Below are 22332 nucleotides of genomic sequence, written 5' to 3' on the forward strand. Positions count from 1 at the left end.
GGAACGCCGATTAGGGGGAGCCGCCCCATGCTGATTTCCCGCTAGGCAACTACAGTCGGTGCAAGTTCAGCACCAGGACTGGCGAACCGTAAAGAGAAAAGATGTGAGGACCAGCAAATGACAGTCGCAAAGGACATCGTCCAGTTCCTGATGAATATGTTCGCCGACCGCCACGCAGCACAGGAGTTCCTGGATAATCCCGAAGGCGTTCTGAAGGACCACGGACTGGGCGGTCTTAGTTCTGCGGACGTTGATGCCGCCATGCCTGTCGTCCTGGATTACGCCCCCCTCAGCGTGAATGCCCCGACCTTCGGCAGGGGGTTGGATGCGAGTGCCACCAGCGCCGGCGGTGCCCATGACGATCACGGGCAAGCCGTGGAGCAACTGGCCCAGGTAGTGGCCAAGCACTCCTACCCCTCAGCTCCGGATGACCGCCCGCCCGTAACGGATCAATCCCCGGCCCACAACATTTGGGCAGACGGCGATGTTGAGCAATGGTTCGACAACGATGCCGCTTTCACAGGCACTGCCGCAGGTGCCACCCCGGAGATGAGCTTCGCTGACATTCGGATCGACCACTTCTTTGACCTTGAAGCCGGCACGGAAACCGGGGTGGAGGATACGGTCCCTGTCTCCGCCCCAGGCAGCTCCATCGAGGATTCCCTCAGCCAGCTGGCGGCAGCGGATTCCGCCATTGAGCAAACCATCCTGGGCGCCGATGACAGCGGGTTCGGCTTGACCGCGGACGGATCGGACACCATTGACACAGAAGATGACGTCGACGACGCTGGTGGCGAGGCGGCAGGCTACCTGGAGTTTGGTGCCTAGCTGCCAGACCTGTCGTGGTAGGAATTCAAGGCTCAGTGTGGAGGGCGGGCTGTGGGAGAAGCAGGACCGGCGACGCCGGCATCACCGGCAGCGGCCGGAAAGCTGATCCAACTCGTGGAGCACGGCCTCCAGCTCGTCCGTGACGGAGACCGGGAGGATCTCCGAAAACGCCTGGACCTCACGTTGGGAAGACTTAAGGACCCCAGTATCCGGGTCATCGTGGCGGGTGAGTTTAAGCAAGGAAAGAGCAAGTTCATCAATGCCCTGGTGGGGGCACCGGCATGCCCGGTTGACGACGACGTCGCCACCTCAGTACCCACCGTAGTCCGTTATGGGGACCAGGCCTCGGCTCTGATCCTGGTGCCCACCGCCGATACCGACCGCGGCGATGAAACCAAGGTTGACCGCCAGCCGGTCGCTATCGCCGACCTTCCGGCCTATGTTTCCGAGCACGGGAACCCAGGGAACAGCAAGAAGCTCCTCGCAGCGGAGGTCTGCCTTCCCCGGAAGGTGCTGGCCGGCGGGCTCACCGTCATTGACTCACCCGGGGTGGGGGGCTTGGGGTCCGCACACACGCTGGCCACCCTCACGGCACTGCCCACCGCGGACGCCATGCTCCTGGTGTCGGACGCGTCGCAGGAATACACCGAACCGGAGCTGCGTTTCCTCCGCCAAGCCATGCGGATCACCCCGAACGTCGTAGCGGTCCTGACCAAGACCGACCTCTACCCCGACTGGCGGCGGGTGGAGGAAATCGACCGATGCCATCTCAAGACGGTCGCGTCCGATATCCCGCTTTTTGCCGTCTCCTCGGACCTGCGCCTTGAAGCTGCCAGGCTGCAGGACGGCGAGCTGAACGAGGAATCCGGCTTCCCTGCCTTGATTGCCCACCTTCGCACCCGGATCGTGGACGGGGCGCAGCGACTCCAGGGCCGTTCCGTCAGCCAGGACCTTCTCACTGTCACCGAAAACCTGCGCCTTTCCCTTCAGTCCGAGCTTGAAGCACTCGAAAACCCCGAAGGCACGCCGCAGATAATTGCGCAGCTTGAGCTGGCCCGGGCGGAGGCCGACGACCTGCGGAAGCGGTCTGCACGCTGGCAGCTCACGCTAAACGACGGCATCAGCGACCTCATCGCCGACATGGAATACGAGCTCCGCAACGGCCTTCGCCGCATCCAGCGCGAAGCCGAAGCCGCGATCGACGAGGGGGATCCGGGAACTGCCTGGACCGATTTTTCCAGGTGGCTTGAGGTATCCACCGCCGCCGCCATTTCTGACACCTTCATCCTGACCAGTGAACGGGCGCAGTGGCTGGCTGCCCAGGTTGCCGAGCACTTCGCCGCTGAAGAGGTGAGGCTGCCGGCCGTGCACGTTTCCGATACTGCCGACGTGTTGGATCCTGTGGACGCGATGCCGGGAATGGACGCCGGATACATCAATCCGGTGCAAAAGGTGCTGATCGGTATGCGCGGTTCCTACGGCGGCGTGCTGATGTTCGGGCTCCTGACAGGCATTTTCGGCATGGCACTGATCAACCCGTTCTCCCTCGGCGCCGGCGTCCTGCTGGGGCGCAAGGCCTACCGGGAGGACAAGGAGGCACGGCTCAAACGCCGGCAGGGGGAAGCCAAGGCCCTGGTCCGGCGGCAGCTCGACGACGTTTCGTTCCAGGTTGGCAAGCAGCTGAAGGACCGTCTGAGGCTTGTGCAGCGCTCCATCCGCGACCACTTCACTGAACTGGCGGACGAACATCACCGTTCCTTGGCCGACTCGGTGTCCGCGGCTCAGAAAGCTGCCAATACCTACGCCCTGGAAAAAGCCGCCCGCATCAAGCACATCAAGGCGGAGCTCAAGAAGGTGGATGCACTCCGACGGGCTGCCGAAGCAGTTGCTGCGGAGGCAGCGTGTGAGGGAATCAGGACTTCGGCAGGTGGTCCGCCGTGACCGGTTCAACAGTTGCCGGTGCAGCAGGGCTGGTCCAGGAGGCATTGGAAACCTATGCCGATGATCCGGCAATTGCCGCCGTGCTGCAGGGAATGGCGCGGCGGCTCGCGGAGCCGCTGCGCATTGCCATCGCCGGCATGGTAAAGGCTGGCAAATCCACGCTGCTGAACGCCATTATCGGCGAGGAGATCGCTCCCACTGATACAGGGGAGTGCACCCGGATCATCACCTGGTACCGGCATGGGCATACACCCCGCATTACCCTGTACCCCAAAAACGGCAACCCCCGGACCTTGCCGCTCAAACGCGTGGATGGCCGCCTGGTGTTCGTGCTCGGCGACATGGCGGCGGCAGACGTGGACCGGTTGGAGGTGGACTGGCCGTCCCCGGCGTTGCGGAACATGATCCTGATCGATACTCCCGGCATCGCTTCTCTGTCCCAAGAGGTCTCTGCCCGGTCCACCGCCTTCCTTGCTCCGGCTGATACGCACTCGGAGGCGGACGCCGTCATCTACCTGATGCGCCACATGCACGCAGCCGACCTCCGGTTCCTCGAATCCTTCCGTGACACCGAAGCTGGACGCTCAGGTACGGTCAACGCAATCGCCGTGCTCTCACGGGCGGATGAGATAGGCGGTGGCCGCATCGATTCCCTGCTGTCTGCGGGAGAGATCGCGGACAGATACCGCCGTGACCATAACCTGCGGAGACTCGCCCTGGGTGTGGTGCCGGTGGCAGGGCTTTTGGCGCAGAGCGCCCGGACCATGCGCCAGCAGGACTTCGAGGCTCTTCAACTGCTTGCCGGTATGGCCCGCGCAAACCGCGAGAAGGCGCTGCTTTCGGCCGACAGGTTCGTCCGCTCCGCCGGTCCGGAAGGGCTGACGGCGGAAGTCAAAGCGGCCTTGCTCGCGAGGTATGGGCTGTTCGGTATCCGGCTGGCTGTGGTCCTGATCCCCAACGGATTCAATGAACCCACCCCGCTGGCCCACGAGCTGGCCAGGCGCAGTGGCCTTGATCCCTTGCTGGAACTTCTGGGCCGCCAGTTCCAGACGCGTGCAGAAACACTGAAGGCACGGACGGCCCTGGTGGGGGTGGAATCCCTGCTGCGCACTTCGCCACGTCCCGGGACCGGGCACCTTGCCGCGGCCCTGGAACGGCTGCAGGCCAACGCCCATGAGTTCCGCGAACTCCGGCTGCTGGCTGCCCTTCGCACCACCGGCGCGCCGCTCAGCCCCGAACTGGCTGCCGAGGCCGAGGCCCTGATCGGAGGGCGGGGCGCCGCGGCACACGTGCGGTTGGGGCTGGACCGGGACGCGGCGCCCAACGAGATCGCCGACGAAGCACGCCGCTGCCTGCTCCGGTGGCGCGCCCTGGCGGAGAGCCCGCTGACGGACCGCTCAGCCCTTGACGTCTGCAGGGTCGTCATCCGCAGTTGCGAAGGCGTGGTGGCCGATTCGTTCGCAAGGCAACGCCAACCCGCCTAGCCCCGGTGCCCGCCAGGGGCGCCAAGAATCCGGAATCTATTTCAGGCCGTCGGCATCGTGTTCGTCGGTCCCGTGCTTGTCCTTGCCGCCGTCGTCGTCCTTCGCTTTGGCATCAAGCTCATCCTTGAGCTTTTTCAGCCGTATGGCCTCGGCTTCCTTACGGCGCCGGATTTCAAGGTTGCGAAGAAATTCAGGATCGTCATCGGGGGCAGTGGGACCGCGGTAGTTCTGACGCTGCGGTGGAGTGCCCCGCGGCCGGCCAATCAGGAGCCACAGGATAGCGCCGACAACAGGCAGCACGATCATGACCACGATCCAGGCGGGTTTGGAAATCCCGCGCGTGAGGCGCCCGTCGGTCCGGATCACGTCCACGAGGCCATACACGAAGATGACGAGGACTGCCACGGCCAAAGCCACACGGAGGAGCATGCCATTAAGTCTATCGTCAGCGGGCGCAGGGGCCCCGGGCGGGAGGCGGCTAAACTTGAATAGTGGCCTTTTTGAAATATTCCCTGATCCGCCTGGCTCTGTTTGCGCCCCTGTTCGTGCTTTTCACCTTCCTGGGCCTGGGCGCCCTGATGTCCGTGATCTGTGCGGCCCTGATTGCGTTCGCCCTCAGCTACCTGTTCTTCCAGAAGCAGCGGGATGAAGCAGCGGCCGCCCTGCACCACCGTTTCTCCGGCAAGGCCAAGCCGCTCCGCTCTGCCGGCGAGGTCCAGGATGCGCACGCCGAGGACGCACTGCTGGACGCCAACCCGGACGTGATCATCAGCAACGACATGAAGGACCGCAAGAGGGCCTGAACGCCTCCGTCAACAGTCCCTGTGCGCCCCGGCAACGCCATCAGAAACCGTGGCTGAGCACCAGTCCCAGTGAAAACAGCAGGCTGTAGCCGAGGTTGATGAGCCCGGTCTGCTTCAGCACCGGGATGAGGCTCTTGCGCTTGCGCCCGTTGATCATCAGCCATGCAGGCATGAGGCAGGCCGGAATCAGCAGGAGCACAATCAGCATCCACGGCCGGCCGGGGGCCAGGACCACCACCAGCAGGATGGCCACCGCCAGCATCAGGACATAGCTTTCCCGGGCATGCTTGTCGCCCAGGCGGACGGCAAGTGTCTTCTTGCCCGCCTGCGTGTCCGTGGGGATGTCCCGGACGTTGTTGGCCATGAGCAGGGCGGTGGCGATGAGTCCGGTGCCGATGGCGCCAATGATGGCGGGCAGGTTGATTTGTCCGGCCTGGGTGTAGGTGGTGCCCAGCGTTGCCACCAGCCCGAAGAACACGAACACGAAAACGTCGCCCAGGCCCATGTAGCCGTACGGGTTCTTGCCCCCGGTGTAGCCCCATGCAGCCATGACGCAGCCCAGTCCCACCAGGATCAGCCACCAGCTCTGGGTGATGATCACCAGGATCAGCCCGAACACCATGGCGGCGGCGAAGGCGCCGAACGCCGCCCGCTTGACGTGTTCGGGGCTGGCCGCACCGGACCCCACGAGCCGCAGCGGGCCCACGCGGTCGTCGTCAGTGCCGCGGATGCCGTCGGAGTAGTCGTTCGCGAAGTTCACGCCCACCTGCAGCAGGAGTGCCACCAGCGCCGCGAGGATGGCGTTGGGCAGAAGGAAGGAATCCATCTCGTAAGCGGCGGCGGAGCCGATCAGCACCGGCGCAATCGCTGCGGGCAGCGTCCGGAGTCGGGCGCCTTGGATCCATTGTGCGGCTGTAGCCACGGTCAGTACCTCGCGTGTGGTTGGGGAAGTCGGCAGGAGGGGGACCCTGCCGGGTGGTGCAGGTCTACTTTACTTTCCGCCGTGCAGGGCATTGAGCTCGGCGGTCATCGCCAGCCGGTCCGGCTTTCCGTTGGGAAGCATCAGCAGGGCGGGTGCCGCGAGGACTGTTTTGGGGGCAAGGATGCCCAGCGTGCGGCGCCATTCCCGTTCAAGCACGACGGCGGGGTCCCCGCCTTCCGCGTCCCGTCCGGCCCCGGCAAGGGACGCACCGGGGGACGCCGGGAGGGACACTTGCGGGGCCAATGCCACGTAAGCCGCCAGGGCCTGGCCCCATTCCGCTGAAGGGACCCCTGCCACGAAAGCTGCCGCGACGGCGTCGGACTTTTCCAGCTCTTCCTGCACGTGTGCCGCGGATACTTTCAGCCCGCCGGTGATGATCACATCGTCTGCCCTGCCCAGCACGGTGAGCCGGCCGTCGTCGTCAATGCTGCCGATATCGCTGGTGCGGTACCAGCGCACTCCGTCCTCCTCGAAGAACGTGGCGCCGTCCTGGTCGGGAGCTTCCAGATAGCCGGCGGCGATCGTGTCGCCGCCGAGCAGGATCCGGCCGTCGTCGGCAACGCGGACCGAGACCCCTTCCAGCGGGTAGCCGTCGTAGATGCACCCGCCGGAGGACTCGGCGGAACCGTAGGTGGTGACCACCCGGACGCCGGCGTCGCGGGCTGCTGCCAGCAGGGAAGCCGGGGCGGGCGCACCACCCAGCAGGACGGCATTGAAGCGGCGGAGCACGGCGAGCGTGTCCGGCGAGGGATCCTCCAAAAGGCGCTGCAGCTGGGTGGGAACCAGGGACGTGAAGCGGATCTTGTCCGTCAGTTCGAGCGCCGCCGCGGTGAAGGCCTCCGGCGTGAACCCGCCGGACATGTCCATCACCCAGGGGCGGGTGCCGGCGAACAGCGAACGCCCCAGGACCTGGATCCCGGCGACGTACTGGACGGGCAGGGCCAGGAGCCACTGCCCCTCACCTTTGAGCGCCAGTGCGGTGGCCATGGAAGAGGCTGCCAGCGACTCCACCGTCAGCACCGTGGCTTTGGGGGTGCCGGTGGAGCCGGAAGTTCGGACCACGGCCACGGCGTCGTCGCAGCCCGGCGTTTCCAAATGTCCCACTACCAGGGCGCCGTCTTCGCCGATGTAAAGTTCGACGGCAGGGCCCTCGCCGTGGAGGGCTGCCGCGAGGGCCTTGAGTGCGGGCTCGATGTTAAGGGGGCCGCCGGTGGGCGTTGTGCTGTTCATGTGCCGCTCCTGCCTTAGAAGTAATGCGGGAAGCTGGACCAGTCGGGGTCGCGTTTTTGCAGGAAGGCTTCCTTGCCCTCCACCGCCTCGTCCGTCATATACGCCAGCCGGGTGGCTTCACCGGCGAACACCTGCTGCCCGGCCAGTCCGTCGTCGGCCAGGTTGAAGGCGAACTTCAGCATCCGGATGGCCTGCGGGGACTGCCGGGCGATATCCGCGGCGTACTCCAGGGCAACCTCCTCGAGGCGTTCGTGCTCCACAGCCTCGTTTACCGCGCCCATCCGGACCATGTCCTCTGCGGAATATTCGCGGGCCAGGAAGAAGATCTCGCGTGCTGCCTTCTGCCCGATCTGCCGGGCCAGCAGGGCAGAGCCGTAGCCGGCGTCGAAGCTTCCCACGGTGGCGTCCGTCTGCTTGAACTTCCCGTGCTGGCGGGAGGCGATGGTGAGGTCCGCCACCACGTGCAGGGAGTGCCCGCCGCCGGCTGCCCAGCCGTTGACGACGGCGATCACCACCTTGGGCATGGTCCGCATCAGCCGCTGGACTTCCAGGATGTGCAGCCGGCCGGCGCGGACGGGGTCGATGGTTTCCTGGGTGTCGCCGTCGGCATATTTGTAGCCGTCCCTGCCGCGGATCCGCTGGTCACCGCCGGAGCAGAAGGAATGGCCGCCGTCCTTGGGGGAGGGGCCGTTGCCGGTGAGCAGCACGGTGGCGACGTCGGGGGACATCCGGGCGTGGTCCATGGCGCGGTACAGCTCATCAACGGTGCCCGGCCGGAAGGCGTTACGGACCTCCGGGCGGTTGAAAGCGATCCGGACGGTGGGCAGGTCCCGCACCCATCCGCCGGCGGAATCCCGCTCCACCTGCCGGTGGTAGGTCATGTCCTGGAAGTCCTCAAAGCCGGCCACAACGCGCCAGCGGGTGGGGTCGAAGACATCGGACACCGGGGCGGGAATCTGTTTGCTCACCGTCCAAGTCTAGTAATCGGGGTCAGCTGATGCAGAACTCGTTGCCCTCGGGGTCCGCCATCGTGTGCCAAAAGTGCGGCCCCTGGTTGGCCGTCCATAGGAAGGTGGCGCCGCGGCCCTCCAGTTCCCGGCGCACGCCATCTTTGTCCCGGCCGGCCAGGTTCAGGTCCCAGTGCACCCGGTTCTTGACCGTCTTCGCCTCGGGTGCGGTCTGGAAAAGAAGGCGCCGGGCAGGGGTTTTTGTGTCCAGTTCCTCGGGCGGGCGGATCGCGCAGCCGTCGCGCCACACCAGCTTGCCGTTGTGGGTCATCGTCTGGTCCCCGGTGGCGAAGCCCTGGTCGATCATGGACCGGATGAAGCCTTCATCCTGGGGCTCCACCGCCCACCCGAGGGTCTCTGCCCACCAGTCAGCCAGCTGGTGCGGCTCCCTGCAGTCGATCACTATCTGAATGTTCAGTCCCATCCCAGCAGGGTACGGTGACAGGTGCTTCTCCGGTAGGTTCGCCGTGCTGCAATTGCGGACGTCACCGTCTACAACGCGAGAAAGTGCTCTTGACACATTGTCATGACATAAGTCACAGTGATGCGGAAAGGCTTTTCCCTCCGAGGCAGTGCAGCCGCAGGAGGGCACACTTTCAGCAAAGGCCAACACTGGGCCAGGAGCACAGAGAGACAGGACAGAGCATTGTCAGAGAAGACAGCAATCTCCAGCATCAGCCGCCGGCAGTTCGGACTGACGGCATTCGGACTCTCGGCCCTGGCCGCCGGGCTCACTGCTTGCGGCGGCGGTGGCGGCTCCTCCGAGGGTGGCGCCAAGACGCTGCAGCTGGTCCTCTCCGGTGATACCAATCAGGGCGGGGCCTTTGCTGCCGCCGCAAAGAAGTACCAGGAAGCCACCGGCATTACCATTGAGGTGGTGGACGTTCCGACAGCGGACATCACCACCAAATTGAAGAATGCTGCCACCGCCAACGACCTCCCGGCCCTGGCACGCGTTACCGGGCTTGACCCGCTCTGGGTCAATCAGCTCCAGGACCTCTCCGACATTGCCAAGTCGCGGGGCATCGACGAGAACTTCCTCCAGGAATCGCCGGACGGCATCATTCCGGCCATCCCCTCTGACCTCACCGCAGTCGGCCTTTTCATCAACAAGAGCCTGTTCGATAAAGCGGGCGTCAGTTTCCCCACCGACATTGACAACACCTGGACCTGGGATGAGTTCGTCACGGCCGTCAACCAGGTCCGGGAGAAGGCCGGCGCCAAGTACGGCTTCGTGATGGACCGCTCCGGGCACCGGCTGCGCGCCATGATGTATGAGTTCGGCAGCACTGCATTCGCCAAGGAAGGCGACAAGTACGCCGGCGACGAGCAAGCCGTGGAGACCCTGGAGTACTTCCAGAAGATCAACGATGACCAGACCATGCCCAAGTCGGTCTGGCTCAGCGGCGAGGACGGCAACGCGATGTTCAAGAGCGGCCAGGTTGCCGCCTACTTCTCCGGCTCCTGGCAGGTGGCGGATTTCAACAAGAACATCAAGGACTTCGAGTGGCTCTCCGTGCCGCTGCCCAAGAAGGAAGTTAACGCCACAAACCTTGGCGGCGGCTTCATGATCGCCTTCAAGGACACCGGCGCGGACGAGGAAGCCAAGAAGTTCATTGACTGGTTCTACGAGGACGCCAACTACACGGAGTTCGCGAAACAGGGCGGCTACCTCCCTGTCAAGGACCTCAAGGTGGAGTACCCCTTCCAGCAGGCTTCCTTCGAGCTGTACCAGAAGCAGATTGCCGGCAATGAGGCCAGGGGGGACAACGCCATTAAGCGCGTTGTTGCCGAGGCCTACGCTGACACCCCGTTCTCGGGAGATCCGCTGCGTGAAGAGACCGTCAAGATGCTCTCCGGCAGCCAGGATGCCAAGACCACGGTGGACAACATCGTGAAGCTCTACAACGGCGCCTGATTTCGGTGGCCAATCCAACCATGAGCACCACGGCGCCGGCCAGGCCCCAGCCCGGGGCGGTCCGGAGCAAATCACAGCAGCAGCGCCGGAACCGCTACGTCATTGCCCCGCTGATTCTTCTCGTTGTCAACGTGGTGCTCTTCCTGGTCTTCTTCGTCTGGCCCGGGGCGCTGGGCCTGCTGTACTCCTTTACGGATTACCGGGGCGTGGGCAAGCTGAACTTCGTCGGCCTGGCCAATTTCCAGAAGCTTTTTGCGGACAGCACCTTCTACGCCGCGCTGGGCCGGACCTTCGTATACACGGTGCTCTCCGTACCGCTGGTCTACGTGTGTTCCCTCGGTGTGGCGGCGCTCCTGGTCAGCAAGGCAGTCCGGGGCCGCACGGCCGCCAAGATTGTGATCTTCCTTCCCTGGCTTATTTCGCCCATTGTGGTGGGTGTCATCTGGAAGTGGCTGTTCGGCCAGGACTTCGGGTTCGTCAACTTCATCATCTCCACGCTGGGCGGCGCCCCGGTGCCCTGGTCCAGCAACGGCAACCTGGCGCTCGCAGTGGTCATTTTCGCCTCGGCCTGGGGCGGGACTGCTTTCAACATGCTGCTGTTCGTCGCCGCCCTCAAAAACATCCCGGAAGCCCTGCTGGAGGCGGCCGAGCTGGACGGCGCCAACGCGTGGCAGCGCTTCCTGAACGTCACGCTGCCAGGCATCGCGCCGACGTCGTTCATGGTCATCCTGCTCTCCACCATCCATGCCATGAAGGAGTTCGCCATGATCCAGGCGCTGACCAACGGCGGCCCGGGCACCGAGAACACCCTGATCGTGCAGTACATCTACAAGACCGGCTTCGAGCAGTCCAAGGTGGGCTATGCGAGTGCCGCCTCAATGGTGCTCATGGTGGTGTTGCTGGCGATTGCCCTCATCCAGCTGCGCTTCAACCGGAAGAAGGCCTGAACCATGGCAACAGCTGCAAACCTGCCTCCCGCCGTCGCGGAAGAAGCGGCACTCGGCGTCGAAAAGGCGGAATCGGCCAAAGGTCCGCGCAGCGGGCCAGGCCGGGGCAACCGCGAGGCCCGCGCCAAGGCGTCCGTTCCCCTGACCATCCTGATGTGGCTGATCGCGTCCATCTACGCACTGCCGCTGCTCTGGTTCATCCTCAGCTCGTTCAAGCCGGGCAGTGAGCTGTTCAGCTATCCGTTGTCCATGATTCCGCGGGACTGGACGTTCCAGGGCTTCGTGGATGCCTGGGAGCGCGTGGACTTTGCCCAGTACTTCCTGAACACCGCTACGGTGGCCATCGTCACCACTGTCCTCACGGTCTTCTTCAGCGCCTGCACCGGCTATGCGCTGGCCAAGTACAACAACAAGGGCACCAGGCTGTTCTTCGTCTGCATTCTGGCCACCACCATGCTGCCCACCGAGGTGATCCTGAACCCCACGTTCTCGGTGATCCGCGACCTTGGCCTGTACAACTCGCTGGCAGGCATCATCGTGCCGTCCATCCTGACAGCCACCGGCGTGTTCATGTTCCGGCAGTTCTTCCTCACGGTTCCGGACGATCTCCTGCATTCTGCCCGGATTGACGGCGCCAGTGAGTTGGCCATCTTCTTCCGGATCATGCTTCCGCTGTCCAGGCCAATCCTGTTCACGCTGGCCATCTTTTCCTTCCAGTGGCGCTGGAACGACTACATCTGGCCGCTGATCGTCCTGAACGATCCCAAGTGGTACACGCTGCAGGTTGCGCTGCGAAGCATCGTTGGCGCGGAAAACATTGACTGGCCAGTGCTGCTCGGCGCCTCGGTGATCTCCATCCTGCCGCTGGTGCTGGTGTTCTTTGTCTTCCAGAAGTACGTGCTGAACGCGGACGTCAGCGCCGGTCTGAAGGATTAGTCCGGCCCTGTGGGGTGCCGGGGAAAGGTATTTATTGTGCAGACAGCTTCAGCCGACGCCACCTTCCTGAACCGGGTGGCCTATGCGGCGGACCGGGATGTAAGGGCATTCCTGGAAACGCACGACGACGATGCGCAGGCCCTGGCGCACCGGCCCGCCATGGGCAGGCTGCTGGCCATGGTCGCAGTGTTCACGGAACCAGGCTCAGCCTTCCACGGGTCGGCTGTGCTCCATGAACCGATGGGCCGGTGCCTGGACCGGCTTGAGCTGCTGCAGGGCCCCACCGGCCTGTTCGACGGTACCAATCTCTGCTCGCCCCCGGACTCCGCCTTCACCCTCAACGACGTGTGCCTCGCGCTCGGCCTGCTCCGGGCTCTGGACACGCCACCCGAGCCCCTGCTGGCGGAGGTGGACCACCGGCTCAGCGGCATCGTCGCGCGCGCCACCGACGCCCTGGTCACCGGGGGCGTGCACACCCCCAACCACCGTTGGGAACTGTGCGCAGCGCTGGCCCAAATCAACCAGCTCCAGCCGCGGCAGGACATCGCGGACCGGATCGGAGAGTGGCTGGCCGAGGGGATCGACCAGCTCCCCGACGGCATGTACTCCGAGCGCAGCCCGCTCTACGCGACCGCCGTCACCAACCCGTCCCTGATCACCATTGCGGACAGTGCCGGCCGTCCGGAGCTGCTGGACCATGTCCGGCGCAACCTCACGGCATTCCTGCCCTGGTTCAACCCCGACGGCACTGTGGAAACGCTGTTTTCCCGCCGCCAGGACCAGTGGATGGATTTCGACGCCGCCCCCTTCCTCCGCCTGTACCGGCGCCTTGCCAGCCAGGACGGACGCCAGGACTTCGCCGCCGTTGCCGGCTGGCTTGCGGAGCTGCCCCTGCATGAGCCGGCCAAGCTGCTGGCCCTGGCCCGGCTCGACCCCTGGCTGCGCGCGGCACTGCCCGCCGCCCAGTCCCCGGAAGGGGCGCTGCCGCCGCCGGACGCTGAAGCAGCCAGGCCGGAACTTCCTGCCCCGGCACGGGCAGCACTGGAAAGCTGCGGGGCGTTCCGGTTCCGGGAAGGAAAAACAGTAGCCACCGTGTTTGGCGGCTGCGACGACCTGGTTCCAGGCGTGGTGTCCGGGCTTGCCACGAACCCCACGTTCCTCCGCTTTGCGCACGGTTCTGCGGTTCTGGCGGGGGTTAGGCTCTCCCGCAGTTTTTTTGACCTGGGCCCCTTCCGCAGCCAGCACACGACGCTGGCCGGCACTACGGTCTCCCTGGCCGAGGAGCTGTCCGCCAATTTCTACCTGCCGCTGCCCGTTCCGAGGCGGCGGGCGGACGGCATCTACGCGCTGGAGCATGAAGGCCGCTTCAGTGCCGGCATGGGGTTCACAGCCCGACCCGCCGTGGTGCACCGGCTTGCCACAGACCTCACAGTCCAGGTGGACCACGGACAGGTCACGGTGGACATCGCCTTTGACGGCGCGGATACAGCGTTCGCGCTGGAGCTTACGTTCCAGCCCGGCGGCGTGCTCGACGGGGTCATCCCCGCTGGCGCCCCGGAAACCTTCCAGCTGGTGGACGGGGTGGGAAGCTACCGGTCGGGTACCGACATCATTGAGTTCGGTCCCGGTTCACCTGCAGACCCGGACACCCCGCCCGCCTACAACCCCGGCGAAAGCTACCGCTACCTGGCCGGCACCAACGCGTCGGAGGGCGTGAAGGTGTACATCACCGGCCGGACCACAGGGAGCCGGCGCTTCACCTTCCGGGGCGTGGCTGGGCGGCAGTAGCTGTTTTAGGGCTGGACCTGCTGGAGCTGTTCGAAGACCTCCGGGGGAATGGCGTAGATGAACACCACGGCAAGCAGGTTCTTTGCAGCGTGCACGAAATAGGCGAACATCAAGTTCTTCCCGGTCCAGACGTACACGAAGACCAGCGTGGCGCCCATGGCCAGGTAGGGGAGCAGTGCGGTGAACGTGATCGCTTCCTGGCCCACAATATGCAGGGCCGCGAACAGGACCACTGACAGGATGCAGCAGATCCAGATGTTCACGCGCCGGCTCATTTTGCCGATCAGCAGGTGGCGGAAGATGTACTCCTCCACGAACGGTCCCACCACCACCAGCAGCGGAACCATGAGCCAGGCGGGCACCTGCTGCATGAGCTCCTGCAGCCCCGCCTGGTTCGCGGAGGTCTGGGCTTCACCGCTGGCCGCTACCACCACAGCCGTCAGGATCATCATGGCAATGACGGCTGCAGGGACCATCAGCAGGGTGAACCAGGGCCGGGTGGCCAGCACTTTCAGGTCGCGGCCCACCACCTTCCGTGCGGCCACCAGTGCCAGTATGCCCACTGAGGCATAGAAGAGAAGGTTCACGGCGTAGGAGGCAGCGGCCGGGGTAGGAGCCACCTGGCGGAGGAACGGTGCCAGGACTTCCCCCGCCACGGCGAAGAACCCTGCGACGGCCACATACGTCAGCAGGGTGGCGACATCCAGGGGAGTGAAGCGGTACAGGTGCGGTTGCGGGGCAGGGGGCAGTCGTTGGGCGGTAGCCATATCTTCAGCCTAGCCCCCAACTAGGTAGCAGCAGATGTCGGTTTCAGGCGTCAAAAGGACATCTGCTGCTACCTAGTTGGGGAGGGCTGCGTTGTCGTGGGAATCCGGCGGCAGCTAAAGTATTCGGTATGCCTAAATTCTCTTTTCGGTGCGCCAAAGTAGTCGACCGGACCACTGCGCCCAAGGTGCGCTTCCCCGTCCTGGCGGCGGCCGCCGTCGTCCTTTCCCTTTTGCTGACCGCCTGCGGTGGCGGGGCCGCGGGAAACGGGGACGGCAAGCCGGTGGTCCTCACCACGTTCACTGTTCTGGCGGACGTCGCCCGGAACGTCGCGGGGGACAAGCTCACCGTGGAGTCCATCACCAAGGCGGGGGCCGAGATCCACGGCTACGAGCCGACCCCTGGGGACATCCGTAAGGCATCCAGGGCCGACCTGATCCTGGACAACGGACTGAACCTGGAGGCCTGGTTCGGGCAGTTCGTCGAAGGGCTGGACGTGAAGCACGCAGTGGTCAGCGAAGGTGTGGAGGCCATGTCCATCAACGAGGATGCCTACCAGGGCAAGCCGAACCCGCACGCCTGGATGTCGCCGCTGAACGTCCAGGTCTACGTGGACAACATGGTCAAGGCTTTCAGCGAACTCGACCCGGAGAACACCGAAGCTTTCAAGGCAAACGGCGAGGCCTACAAGGCCGAACTTCAGGCCGTGCAGGACCAGATGACCGCCAGCCTCGCCGCTGTGCCCGAACCCCAGCGCGCCCTGGTCACGTGTGAGGGGGCTTTCTCCTACCTGGCCCGGGACGCCGGCCTTAAGGAGCTCTATATCTGGGCCGTCAACGCCGAACAGCAGGCCACGCCCCAGCAGATTACCCGTGCCATTGAGTACGTTAAGGCCAACAAAGTACCGGCCGTCTTCTGTGAATCCACAGTGTCCGACGCTCCCATGCAGCAGGTGGTGGAAGCCACGGGCACAACGTTCGGCGGGACCCTGTACGTGGACTCCCTCTCAGAAGCTGACGGTCCAGTGCCCACTTACCTGGACCTGATCCGGCACGACGCGGACGTCATCACCAAAGCCCTTACGGAAGCAGGGTCATGAGCACCCCGGCCATCCTCGTCGACAACGTAACCGTCCACTACGGCGAGGTCCTGGCCCTGGACGCCGCGTCCCTGACCCTGGACCCCGCGCGGATCTGCGGCTTGGTGGGCATGAACGGCTCCGGGAAGTCCACGCTGTTCAAGGTAATTATGGGCATGATCAAGCCCGACGCCGGCACCGTCCGGATCCACGGAGAGCCGCCTTCACGGACCCGGCGGGAAGGGGGCATCGGCTACGTACCGCAGAGCGAGGAGGTGGACTGGCAGTTCCCGCTGTCCGTCCGCGATGTGGTGATGATGGGCCGCTACGGCCACCAGGGCTTTACCCGCCAGGCGTCCAAAGCGGACCGGGCTGCCGTGGACGAGGCCCTGGACCGGGTGGAACTGGGAGACTACGCCGGCCGGCAGATCGGCCAGCTGTCCGGCGGGCAGAAGAAGCGTGCATTCGTGGCCCGCGGCATCGCCCAGGGTGCCACCACCATGCTCCTCGACGAACCCTTCGCCGGCGTGGACAAGCGCTCCGAGGCCACCATTACCCGGCTGCTGCGCGAGCTTGCCTCGGACGGCTGCACCATCCTGGTGTCCACCCACGATCTGCATGCCCTCCCCGAACTGTGCGACGAGGCAGTGCTGCTCATGCACCGGGTCCTGATGCACGGCCCGCCGGAACTGGTGCTCCAGCCGGAGAACCTGGCCATGGCCTTCGGGCTGGACGTGCTGAACCGGGACCAGCGGGACAGTCATGAGAGGAGGAGCGCCTGATGGAACTGCTGCTCGAACCGCTCAGTTACGACTTCATGGTCCGCGCCATCGTGACTACCGCACTAGCTGCCGTCGTCTGCGCCGTCCTCAGCTGCTGGCTCGTCCTCATCGGCTGGTCCCTCATGGGGGACGCCGTCTCGCATGCGGTGCTGCCCGGCGTCGTGCTGGCCTACATTGTGGGTGCCCCGTTCGCGCTTGGGGCGCTGGTGTTCGCGCTGGTGGCCGTGACCCTGATCGGCGTGGTGCGCAACACCAGCAGGGTCAAGGAGGACGCCGCCATCGGCATCGTGTTCTCCTCCCTCTTTGCCCTGGGCCTGGTGCTGATCTCCGTCACGCCCAGCCAAACGGACCTGAACCACATCATTTTCGGCAACCTGCTGGGCGTCAGTGTCCCGGACCTCATCCAGGTCCTGGTGCTGGGCGTGGTGGCCTTCGCCATCCTGATCCTGAAGCGCCGGGACCTGACCCTGTACGCCTTCGACCCCACCCATGCCCACGCCATCGGCCTGTCACCCCGGCGGCTCGGCGCGCTGCTGCTGGGCCTGCTGGCCCTGACCTCCGTGGTGGCGCTGCAGACCGTGGGTGTGGTGCTGGTGGTGGCCATGCTCATCATTCCCGGCGCCACGGCCTACCTGCTCACGGACCGGTTCTCACGGATGCTGGTCATCGCACCGGTGGTCTCGGCACTTTGCTCAATCACCGGGATCTACGTCAGCTACTACCTGGACACGGCCTCCGGCGCCATGGTGGTGCTGACGCAGGGCGTCGTGTTCGCTGCCGTCTACCTCTTCAGCCCGCGGCAGGGGCTGATCGGGACCCGGCTGGCCAAGGCCCGGCGCAGGAAGGCAGCAGCGGTCGCGGCATAGCGGACGCCTGGCGGTGAGATTTGCTTTAAACAGTCTTTACCGCACGAACGGCAGCCTGAAACATCCCCGGCGCAAGATGGAGCCACGCCCGTCTTCCCGCCGAAAGGACTTGTCCGTGATTACCAAGAACCTTTTCCTGCAGGGCATCTACCATTTCCAGGGCCTGGGGCTGGAAAAGCCCATGCCCCTTCACAGCGAGCTTTCGCACTACGTCCCGGACGGCGTGGTCAACCAGGCACTTTACTTCCGCGGCGGCAATTCCAGCAGTGAGCTGATCGCCGTGGTGCTGATGCGCAACGGCGTGCCCATGCGCTACTTTCCCATCGGCGCCAAGAGCGACGTCCATGTGCCGCTGCGGGTGGTAGAGGATATCGACGGCGGCTCGGTAATCGAGCTCTATCTGGCAGCTCCCGAGGGACTCACCGGATCCGTGGTCATCGACCTGGGGATGGTGGAGCACTGATGTCACGGTCCGGCATGCGGGACAACCGGCGCAGGCTGGTGGTCATCGGCAACGGCATGGCAGGAGCCCGTGCCGTGGAGGAAATCCTGGCGCGCGGTGGAGCGAAGCAGTTCCGGATCACCATGTTCGGGGACGAGCCCTACGGAAACTACAACCGGATCATGCTCAGCCACGTCCTTTCCGGGGATGAGGATGACGACGCCATTTTCCTCAACCCGCTCTCGTGGTACCGGGACAACGGGATCACGCTGCATGCGGGCGTCCGGGCGAAGCGGATTGACCGCTTTACCAAGAATGTTTTTTCCAGCGATGGCAGGGTGACGCCCTATAACACCCTCATTATCGCGACCGGAAGCCGTTCCCACATGCCGCCCATGAAGGGGCTCTACACTCCGGGCGGGTCGGTGAAGCAGGGCATTTTCGGTTTCCGGACCATCGATGACACCCGCAAGATGCTGGCGTACGCGCAGCATGAGCAGCACCGGCATGCGGTGGTGATCGGGGGAGGCCTCCTTGGCCTGGAGGCTGCCTCCGGCCTCCGCCGTTATGGCCTCGAGGTGGACGTGGTGCACTCCGGCGGCCACCTGATGAGTGCGCAAATGGGGCCCGACGGCGGTGCGGTGCTCCGGAGGAGCGTGCAGGCACTGGGTATCGGGGTTTATACCGGCAGCCGGACCACTGCCGTGCTGGGAACGGACAAGGTGGCGGCTGTCCGCCTGCGGGACAGGTCCGACATCGAGTGCGACATGGTGGTGATGGCGGCCGACATCCGGCCCAATGTGGACCTGGCGGTCCTCAGCGGGCTGCCGGTGGAACGCGCCATTGTGGTGGATGACAGCCTGCGGGTCCAGGACGAGGACGACATCTATGCCGTGGGGGAGTGCGTCCAGCACCGGGGCCAGGTGTACGGGCTGGTGGCGCCGCTGTGGGAGCAGGCGGCCGTGCTGGCCAACCACGTCACGGGTGCGGACACGAGCGCCGCCTATCATGGCTCCCGCACGGCCACCAAGCTTAAGGTCGCCGGCATCGAGGTTGCTTCGATGGGCCTGCAGGGGCCGGAACTTGAGACCGACGAGCAAATTGTCTTTTCAGAGCCCAGCCGCGGGGTGTTCAAGTCCATCGTGGTCCGGGACAACAAGATGGTTGGCGCCACGCTGTTGGGGGACAGCCGGAAGGTCGCCTTCCTGACGCAGGCCTTCGACCGCGGCCTGCCACTGCCCGAGGAACGTCTTGGCCTGATGTTCGACCTCGGCACGCCCGGTCAGGAAGTGGGAGTCGCGGAGCTCGACGACGACGCCCAGGTCTGCAGCACGGAGACGGGTACGAAGACCCACATCCTGGGCTTCCTGGAGCAGATCCCGGTAGGGGAGGGGCGCGCCTTCGCCGTGGACGGGAAGCAGGTGGCCGTGTTCCGGCTGCGGAACCATACACTGCGGGCGGTGTCTGCCGTCTGCCCCCACCGCGGCGGCCCGCTGGCGGACGGCACCATCGACGGGCAGGTGGTGATGTGTCCCCTGCACCAGCACGCCTTCGACCTTGCCACCGGCTGCTCCACAACAGGTGCAGGCGCGCTGCAAAGCTACCGCGTCAGGCTGGACCGGGAGCAGAACCTGGTGCTGGAAACGGTCCCCGTGTAGTGCGCGTCACGTAGCACCCCCGCGCGTCTTGTAGGATGGACGAGCCGCGTGAAGCTTCGGCTGTGCGAGCGGATGCACTCATAAACGTCAGCTTTCAGAAGATTTGACCGAATTTTGTGAGCTGCATTACTCGTTTCCCGGATGCGGCCAACCCCCGACCCACAAGGAACCGTTGTGCCTCAAAGTACCCCTACAGACCTGCAGAACCGCACGGCACCATCCACCGCCGTCGACCCGACCCTCAGCGCCGAGGGTTACAGCAAGACCCTGGGCCGGCGCCATGTCACCATGATCGCCATGGGCGGCGCCATCGGCGTCGGCCTGTTCATGGGCGCCGGCGGACGCCTCGCCTCCACCGGCCCGGCCCTAATTTTCTCCTACGCCATCGCCGGCGTCATCGCCTACCTGCTCATGCGGGCCCTCGGCGAGCTCATCATGTACCGCCAGACCTCCGGTTCGTTCGTCAGCTACGCCGGCGAAATGTTCGGCAAGAAGGGCGCCTTCCTGTCCGGCTGGATGTACTTCATCAACTGGGGCATGACCGGCATCGCCGAACTGATCGCCATCGGCCTCTATTTCCAGTTTTTCTTCCCCAATGTTCCGGTTGAGGCTTCCGCCATCGCGGCGCTGGCCCTGCTCGTCGCCGTCAATCTGCTCAGCGTCAAGGCCTTCGGCGAGTTCGAATTCTGGGCCTCATGCCTGAAGGTGGGCGCGATCCTGATCTTCCTGGTGGTGGGCACGTTCATGGTGGTCACCAACGCCCAGGTAGGCGACGGCAACGCGTCGGTGGCTAACCTGTTTGCTGCCGACGGGGGCATGTTCCCCAAGGGCGCCCTGGTAATGGTCCTGGTCCTCAACGCCGTCATCTTCGCCTACAACGGCATCGAACTGGTTGGCATCACCGCCGGCGAGATGCAGAACCCGGAACGCGAAGTGCCCAAGGCGATCCGCGCCGTCGTCCTCCGCATCGTGGTGTTCTACGTCGGTTCCGTGACCCTGCTCGCCATGCTGCTGCCCTCGGACCAGTACAAGGCAGGCACGTCCCCGTTCGTTACCGTCTTCGGCCAGATGGGCCTGGGCTGGGTGGGCGACGTGATGAACATGATCGTGATCACTGCCGCGCTTTCCTCCTGCAACTCCGGCCTGTACTCCATCGGCCGCGTGTTCCGCACCATGGCCAACAACGGCCACGCCCCGCAGTGGCTGACCAGGATGTCCAAGCGCCACGTCCCGTACGCGGCCATCCTGGGCATCGCGGCGTTCTACCTGGTGGGCATCATGCTGAACATCTGGCTGGGCGGCTCGCACGCATTCGACCTCGCCCTGAACACCGCCTCCATCGGCGTTATTTTCTGCTGGGGCTCCATCTTTGCCAGCCAGATTGTGCTGCGCCGCCGCAAGGGTGTCACGTCCACCCTGCCGATGCCCGGTTCGCCGTGGACCAGCTGGGCCGGCCTGTTCGGGCTGCTGGCCATCACGGTGCTGATCGGGTTCGACACCATGACCAGCAAGACCGGCGAGGTCTTCTACCTGGGCCTCTGGACCCTGGCCACCATCCCGTTCTTCGCGGTGCTCCTGTGGCTGGGCTGGCAGAAGGTCAAGAACAACGAGCCGAAGAGTGAGCTGTTCAGCTAGTTCTTTCGCCTCATAAGTGGCCGGATTCGCCGGAACAATGCAGGAACGCCGTAGCGTTCCGGCGTCCCGGCGGTATTCCAGCGACCTTGCGCTTGAGCACACGACGGCGGGACGCCCCTGGGGAGGGCGGGCCCGCCGTCGGCGTTTCCCCGCCTTTACTGCTCGGGGTCGCCTCAATCGCCGGAGCCGCGCCCGGTAGCCGGACCGCTTCAGCGTGCGGACACTGTTCCGGCGATTTAGGCGCTGTGGGCACCCTCAGGGCCGGAGGGCACCGAGGATGCGGTTCTTGAACTCGTGCTCCCGGAACAAGTCCATCCATTCGATTCGGACGAAGACCCATCCGTCTTCAGCGAGCGCCTTCTCCCGGCGCCGCTCCTGGAACAGGACTTCGGCCGTTGGTTGGTAGTCGAAGTACTTGACCTTTCCGTCGAATTCGAGGGCTACTTTCTTCTCCTTCCAGGCGAAGTCAAGACGATGCCGGCCCACACGGCTCTGGACCTCAACCTGGGCGTCAGGCATGGGCAGCTTCAGCCGTACCAGGAGCTCACGGGTCAGTGTTTCACCGGCCGATTCTGCGCGGATATCAGCGCTGGCGAGTGCCCTGCGAAGGTTCCTTACTCCGCTGCGGCCCGGGAGGTTGCCCGCCATGGAGTTCATCAGGTCCAGGCTCGCGCCAAGCCTGAGCGCGTGGTCTGTGAGTATCAGCGCTTGGCGGTATTTGAGCACCATGGCGCAGTCCACCACTGTCCGCTCCAAAGAGGTCACCCTAAGCCGTCCGAGGGTTGTCACTTCCGCGTCGGTATACGGCCGGGTGTGGCCGCGGACGTCCTTCCCGAGGCGCTCGCCGGAGGGCCGTACCCGGAGCAGGATATGGATCAGGTCATCCGTGTTCCACAGGAACAGTCCGTGGAGGCGGGCCGCGGAGGTGTGGCTGTAGACAAAGTCGCCCCTTGAAGTGGTCAGCGTCCCGTGGGCGTGCGCATGGATCAGTTGCAGGCTGCGGACTGTGGGAGACTGCTTCTCCCACAGGGCAGCCCGGATGTAGCAGCCGTACCTGAGCCGGACCAGGCCGCCGCGGTTCACCAACTGCCGAATGGCCCGTGAGTTGAGCCCTACGGCATTCAGTTGGTCGGTCCGCCAGAGATTTCCAGTGACCGGCAGTGGTGGCAAAGGTGCTGGGAGCGGTGTCATCCACCCACCCTTCGGTAAGGGCAGCTCCTGTGCCAGGTCCCGCCGTCGTTA

The 22332-nt window shown here is 64.9% G+C and carries 20 protein-coding genes and 2 pseudogenes; 15 read left to right on the forward strand and 7 right to left on the reverse strand.

Translation table 11 applies throughout. The features are described from left to right. Nucleotides 1–117 precede the first annotated feature (117 nt). The 3 genes from FDW84_RS12050 to FDW84_RS12060 are packed head-to-tail and all read left to right on the forward strand — an operon-like array spanning nucleotide 118 to nucleotide 4253. Nucleotides 118–828: an IniB N-terminal domain-containing protein gene (locus tag FDW84_RS12050; protein WP_138609768.1), complete on the forward strand. Its 711-nt coding sequence runs from the start codon at nucleotides 118–120 to the stop codon at nucleotides 826–828. A 51-nt stretch (nucleotides 829–879) separates the two neighbouring features. Beyond that, nucleotides 880–2769 (forward strand): dynamin family protein, encoded by a 1890-nt coding sequence (locus tag FDW84_RS12055; protein ID WP_138609770.1) that lies wholly within the window; start codon nucleotides 880–882, stop codon nucleotides 2767–2769. Continuing rightward, complete coding sequence (locus FDW84_RS12060; RefSeq protein ID WP_138609772.1) at nucleotides 2766–4253, forward strand: dynamin family protein; 1488 nt, start codon at nucleotides 2766–2768, stop codon at nucleotides 4251–4253. The genes FDW84_RS12055 and FDW84_RS12060 overlap by 4 nt, the downstream gene beginning before the upstream one ends. A gap of 36 nt (nucleotides 4254–4289) precedes the next feature. Here the strand turns inward: FDW84_RS12060 and FDW84_RS12065 are convergent, their stop codons facing one another. Continuing rightward, nucleotides 4290–4682 carry a PLD nuclease N-terminal domain-containing protein gene (locus FDW84_RS12065; RefSeq protein WP_138609775.1) on the reverse strand — a complete coding sequence of 131 codons (393 nt, stop codon included), beginning with the start codon at nucleotides 4680–4682 and terminating at the stop codon, nucleotides 4290–4292. A 62-nt stretch (nucleotides 4683–4744) separates the two neighbouring features. Here FDW84_RS12065 and FDW84_RS12070 point away from each other — a divergent pair, with 62 nt between their 5' ends. Further along, nucleotides 4745–5056 carry a DUF4229 domain-containing protein gene (locus FDW84_RS12070; RefSeq protein ID WP_171046767.1) on the forward strand — a complete coding sequence of 104 codons (312 nt, stop codon included), beginning with the start codon at nucleotides 4745–4747 and terminating at the stop codon, nucleotides 5054–5056. Nucleotides 5057–5096: 40 nt separating this feature from the next. Here the strand turns inward: FDW84_RS12070 and FDW84_RS12075 are convergent, their stop codons facing one another. From FDW84_RS12075 to FDW84_RS12090, 4 genes are all read right to left on the reverse strand, one after another. Beyond that, complete coding sequence (locus tag FDW84_RS12075) at nucleotides 5097–5978, reverse strand: 1,4-dihydroxy-2-naphthoate polyprenyltransferase (protein ID WP_138609779.1); 882 nt, start codon at nucleotides 5976–5978, stop codon at nucleotides 5097–5099. 69 nt (nucleotides 5979–6047) lie between these two features. Then, nucleotides 6048–7268: an AMP-binding protein gene (locus FDW84_RS12080; protein WP_138609781.1), complete on the reverse strand. Its 1221-nt coding sequence runs from the start codon at nucleotides 7266–7268 to the stop codon at nucleotides 6048–6050. Between the two features lie 14 nt (nucleotides 7269–7282). Next, nucleotides 7283–8236 (reverse strand): 1,4-dihydroxy-2-naphthoyl-CoA synthase, encoded by a 954-nt coding sequence (locus FDW84_RS12085; protein WP_138609783.1) that lies wholly within the window; start codon nucleotides 8234–8236, stop codon nucleotides 7283–7285. Nucleotides 8237–8258: 22 nt separating this feature from the next. Next, nucleotides 8259–8699, reverse strand: a complete 441-nt coding sequence (locus FDW84_RS12090; RefSeq protein WP_138609785.1) for a VOC family protein — start codon at nucleotides 8697–8699, stop codon at nucleotides 8259–8261. A 222-nt stretch (nucleotides 8700–8921) separates the two neighbouring features. On the opposite strand from FDW84_RS12090, the gene FDW84_RS12095 reads away from it, so the two are divergent. From FDW84_RS12095 to FDW84_RS12110, 4 genes are read left to right on the forward strand one after another with little or no spacing between them, the layout of a single operon-like run. Continuing rightward, complete coding sequence (locus FDW84_RS12095; RefSeq protein ID WP_138609787.1) at nucleotides 8922–10193, forward strand: ABC transporter substrate-binding protein; 1272 nt, start codon at nucleotides 8922–8924, stop codon at nucleotides 10191–10193. Between the two features lie 20 nt (nucleotides 10194–10213). Further along, complete coding sequence (locus FDW84_RS12100; protein ID WP_138609789.1) at nucleotides 10214–11140, forward strand: carbohydrate ABC transporter permease; 927 nt, start codon at nucleotides 10214–10216, stop codon at nucleotides 11138–11140. A gap of 3 nt (nucleotides 11141–11143) precedes the next feature. Then, nucleotides 11144–12076, forward strand: coding sequence for a carbohydrate ABC transporter permease (locus FDW84_RS12105; protein WP_171046769.1), 933 nt, complete (start codon nucleotides 11144–11146; stop codon nucleotides 12074–12076). 36 nt (nucleotides 12077–12112) lie between these two features. Further along, a complete protein-coding gene (locus FDW84_RS12110) occupies nucleotides 12113–13864 on the forward strand; it encodes a hypothetical protein (protein WP_138609791.1) in 1752 nt (583 codons plus the stop codon). A 5-nt stretch (nucleotides 13865–13869) separates the two neighbouring features. Here the strand turns inward: FDW84_RS12110 and FDW84_RS12115 are convergent, their stop codons facing one another. Then, nucleotides 13870–14631, reverse strand: a complete 762-nt coding sequence (locus FDW84_RS12115; protein ID WP_138609793.1) for a CPBP family intramembrane glutamic endopeptidase — start codon at nucleotides 14629–14631, stop codon at nucleotides 13870–13872. A 128-nt stretch (nucleotides 14632–14759) separates the two neighbouring features. On the opposite strand from FDW84_RS12115, the gene FDW84_RS12120 reads away from it, so the two are divergent. The 7 genes and pseudogenes from FDW84_RS12120 (at nucleotide 14760) to FDW84_RS12145 (ending at nucleotide 21090) form a co-directional block, all read left to right on the forward strand. After that, nucleotides 14760–15728 carry a metal ABC transporter substrate-binding protein gene (locus FDW84_RS12120; RefSeq protein ID WP_138609794.1) on the forward strand — a complete coding sequence of 323 codons (969 nt, stop codon included), beginning with the start codon at nucleotides 14760–14762 and terminating at the stop codon, nucleotides 15726–15728. Beyond that, nucleotides 15725–16489, forward strand: a complete 765-nt coding sequence (locus tag FDW84_RS12125) for a metal ABC transporter ATP-binding protein (protein WP_138609795.1) — start codon at nucleotides 15725–15727, stop codon at nucleotides 16487–16489. Before FDW84_RS12120 ends, FDW84_RS12125 begins: the two co-directional genes overlap by 4 nt. Beyond that, the gene (locus FDW84_RS12130; protein ID WP_138609796.1) at nucleotides 16489–17355 is read left to right on the forward strand and encodes a metal ABC transporter permease; all 867 of its coding nucleotides are present in this window, start codon (nucleotides 16489–16491) and stop codon (nucleotides 17353–17355) included. The genes FDW84_RS12125 and FDW84_RS12130 overlap by 1 nt, the downstream gene beginning before the upstream one ends. 115 nt (nucleotides 17356–17470) lie before the next feature. Next, on the forward strand, nucleotides 17471–17818 hold the full coding sequence (locus tag FDW84_RS12135) for a molybdopterin oxidoreductase (protein ID WP_138609797.1): 348 nt from the start codon (nucleotides 17471–17473) through the stop codon (nucleotides 17816–17818). After that, nucleotides 17818–19128, forward strand: a pseudogene (locus FDW84_RS12140) (NAD(P)/FAD-dependent oxidoreductase); the annotation flags it as partial. The gene FDW84_RS12135 and the pseudogene FDW84_RS12140, both read left to right, overlap by 1 nt. A gap of 48 nt (nucleotides 19129–19176) precedes the next feature. After that, nucleotides 19177–19455: pseudogene (locus FDW84_RS20050) on the forward strand (Rieske (2Fe-2S) protein); the annotation flags it as partial. A gap of 174 nt (nucleotides 19456–19629) precedes the next feature. Continuing rightward, on the forward strand, nucleotides 19630–21090 hold the full coding sequence (locus FDW84_RS12145; RefSeq protein ID WP_138609798.1) for an amino acid permease: 1461 nt from the start codon (nucleotides 19630–19632) through the stop codon (nucleotides 21088–21090). Nucleotides 21091–21345: 255 nt separating this feature from the next. Here FDW84_RS12145 and FDW84_RS12150 read toward each other — a convergent pair whose 3' ends face one another. Continuing rightward, nucleotides 21346–22281 (reverse strand): type IV toxin-antitoxin system AbiEi family antitoxin domain-containing protein, encoded by a 936-nt coding sequence (locus FDW84_RS12150; protein ID WP_138609799.1) that lies wholly within the window; start codon nucleotides 22279–22281, stop codon nucleotides 21346–21348. Between the last annotated feature and the right edge of the window lie 51 nt (nucleotides 22282–22332).

This window comes from Pseudarthrobacter sp. NamE5 (assembly GCF_005796225.1).
Taxonomy (GTDB): domain Bacteria; phylum Actinomycetota; class Actinomycetes; order Actinomycetales; family Micrococcaceae; genus Arthrobacter.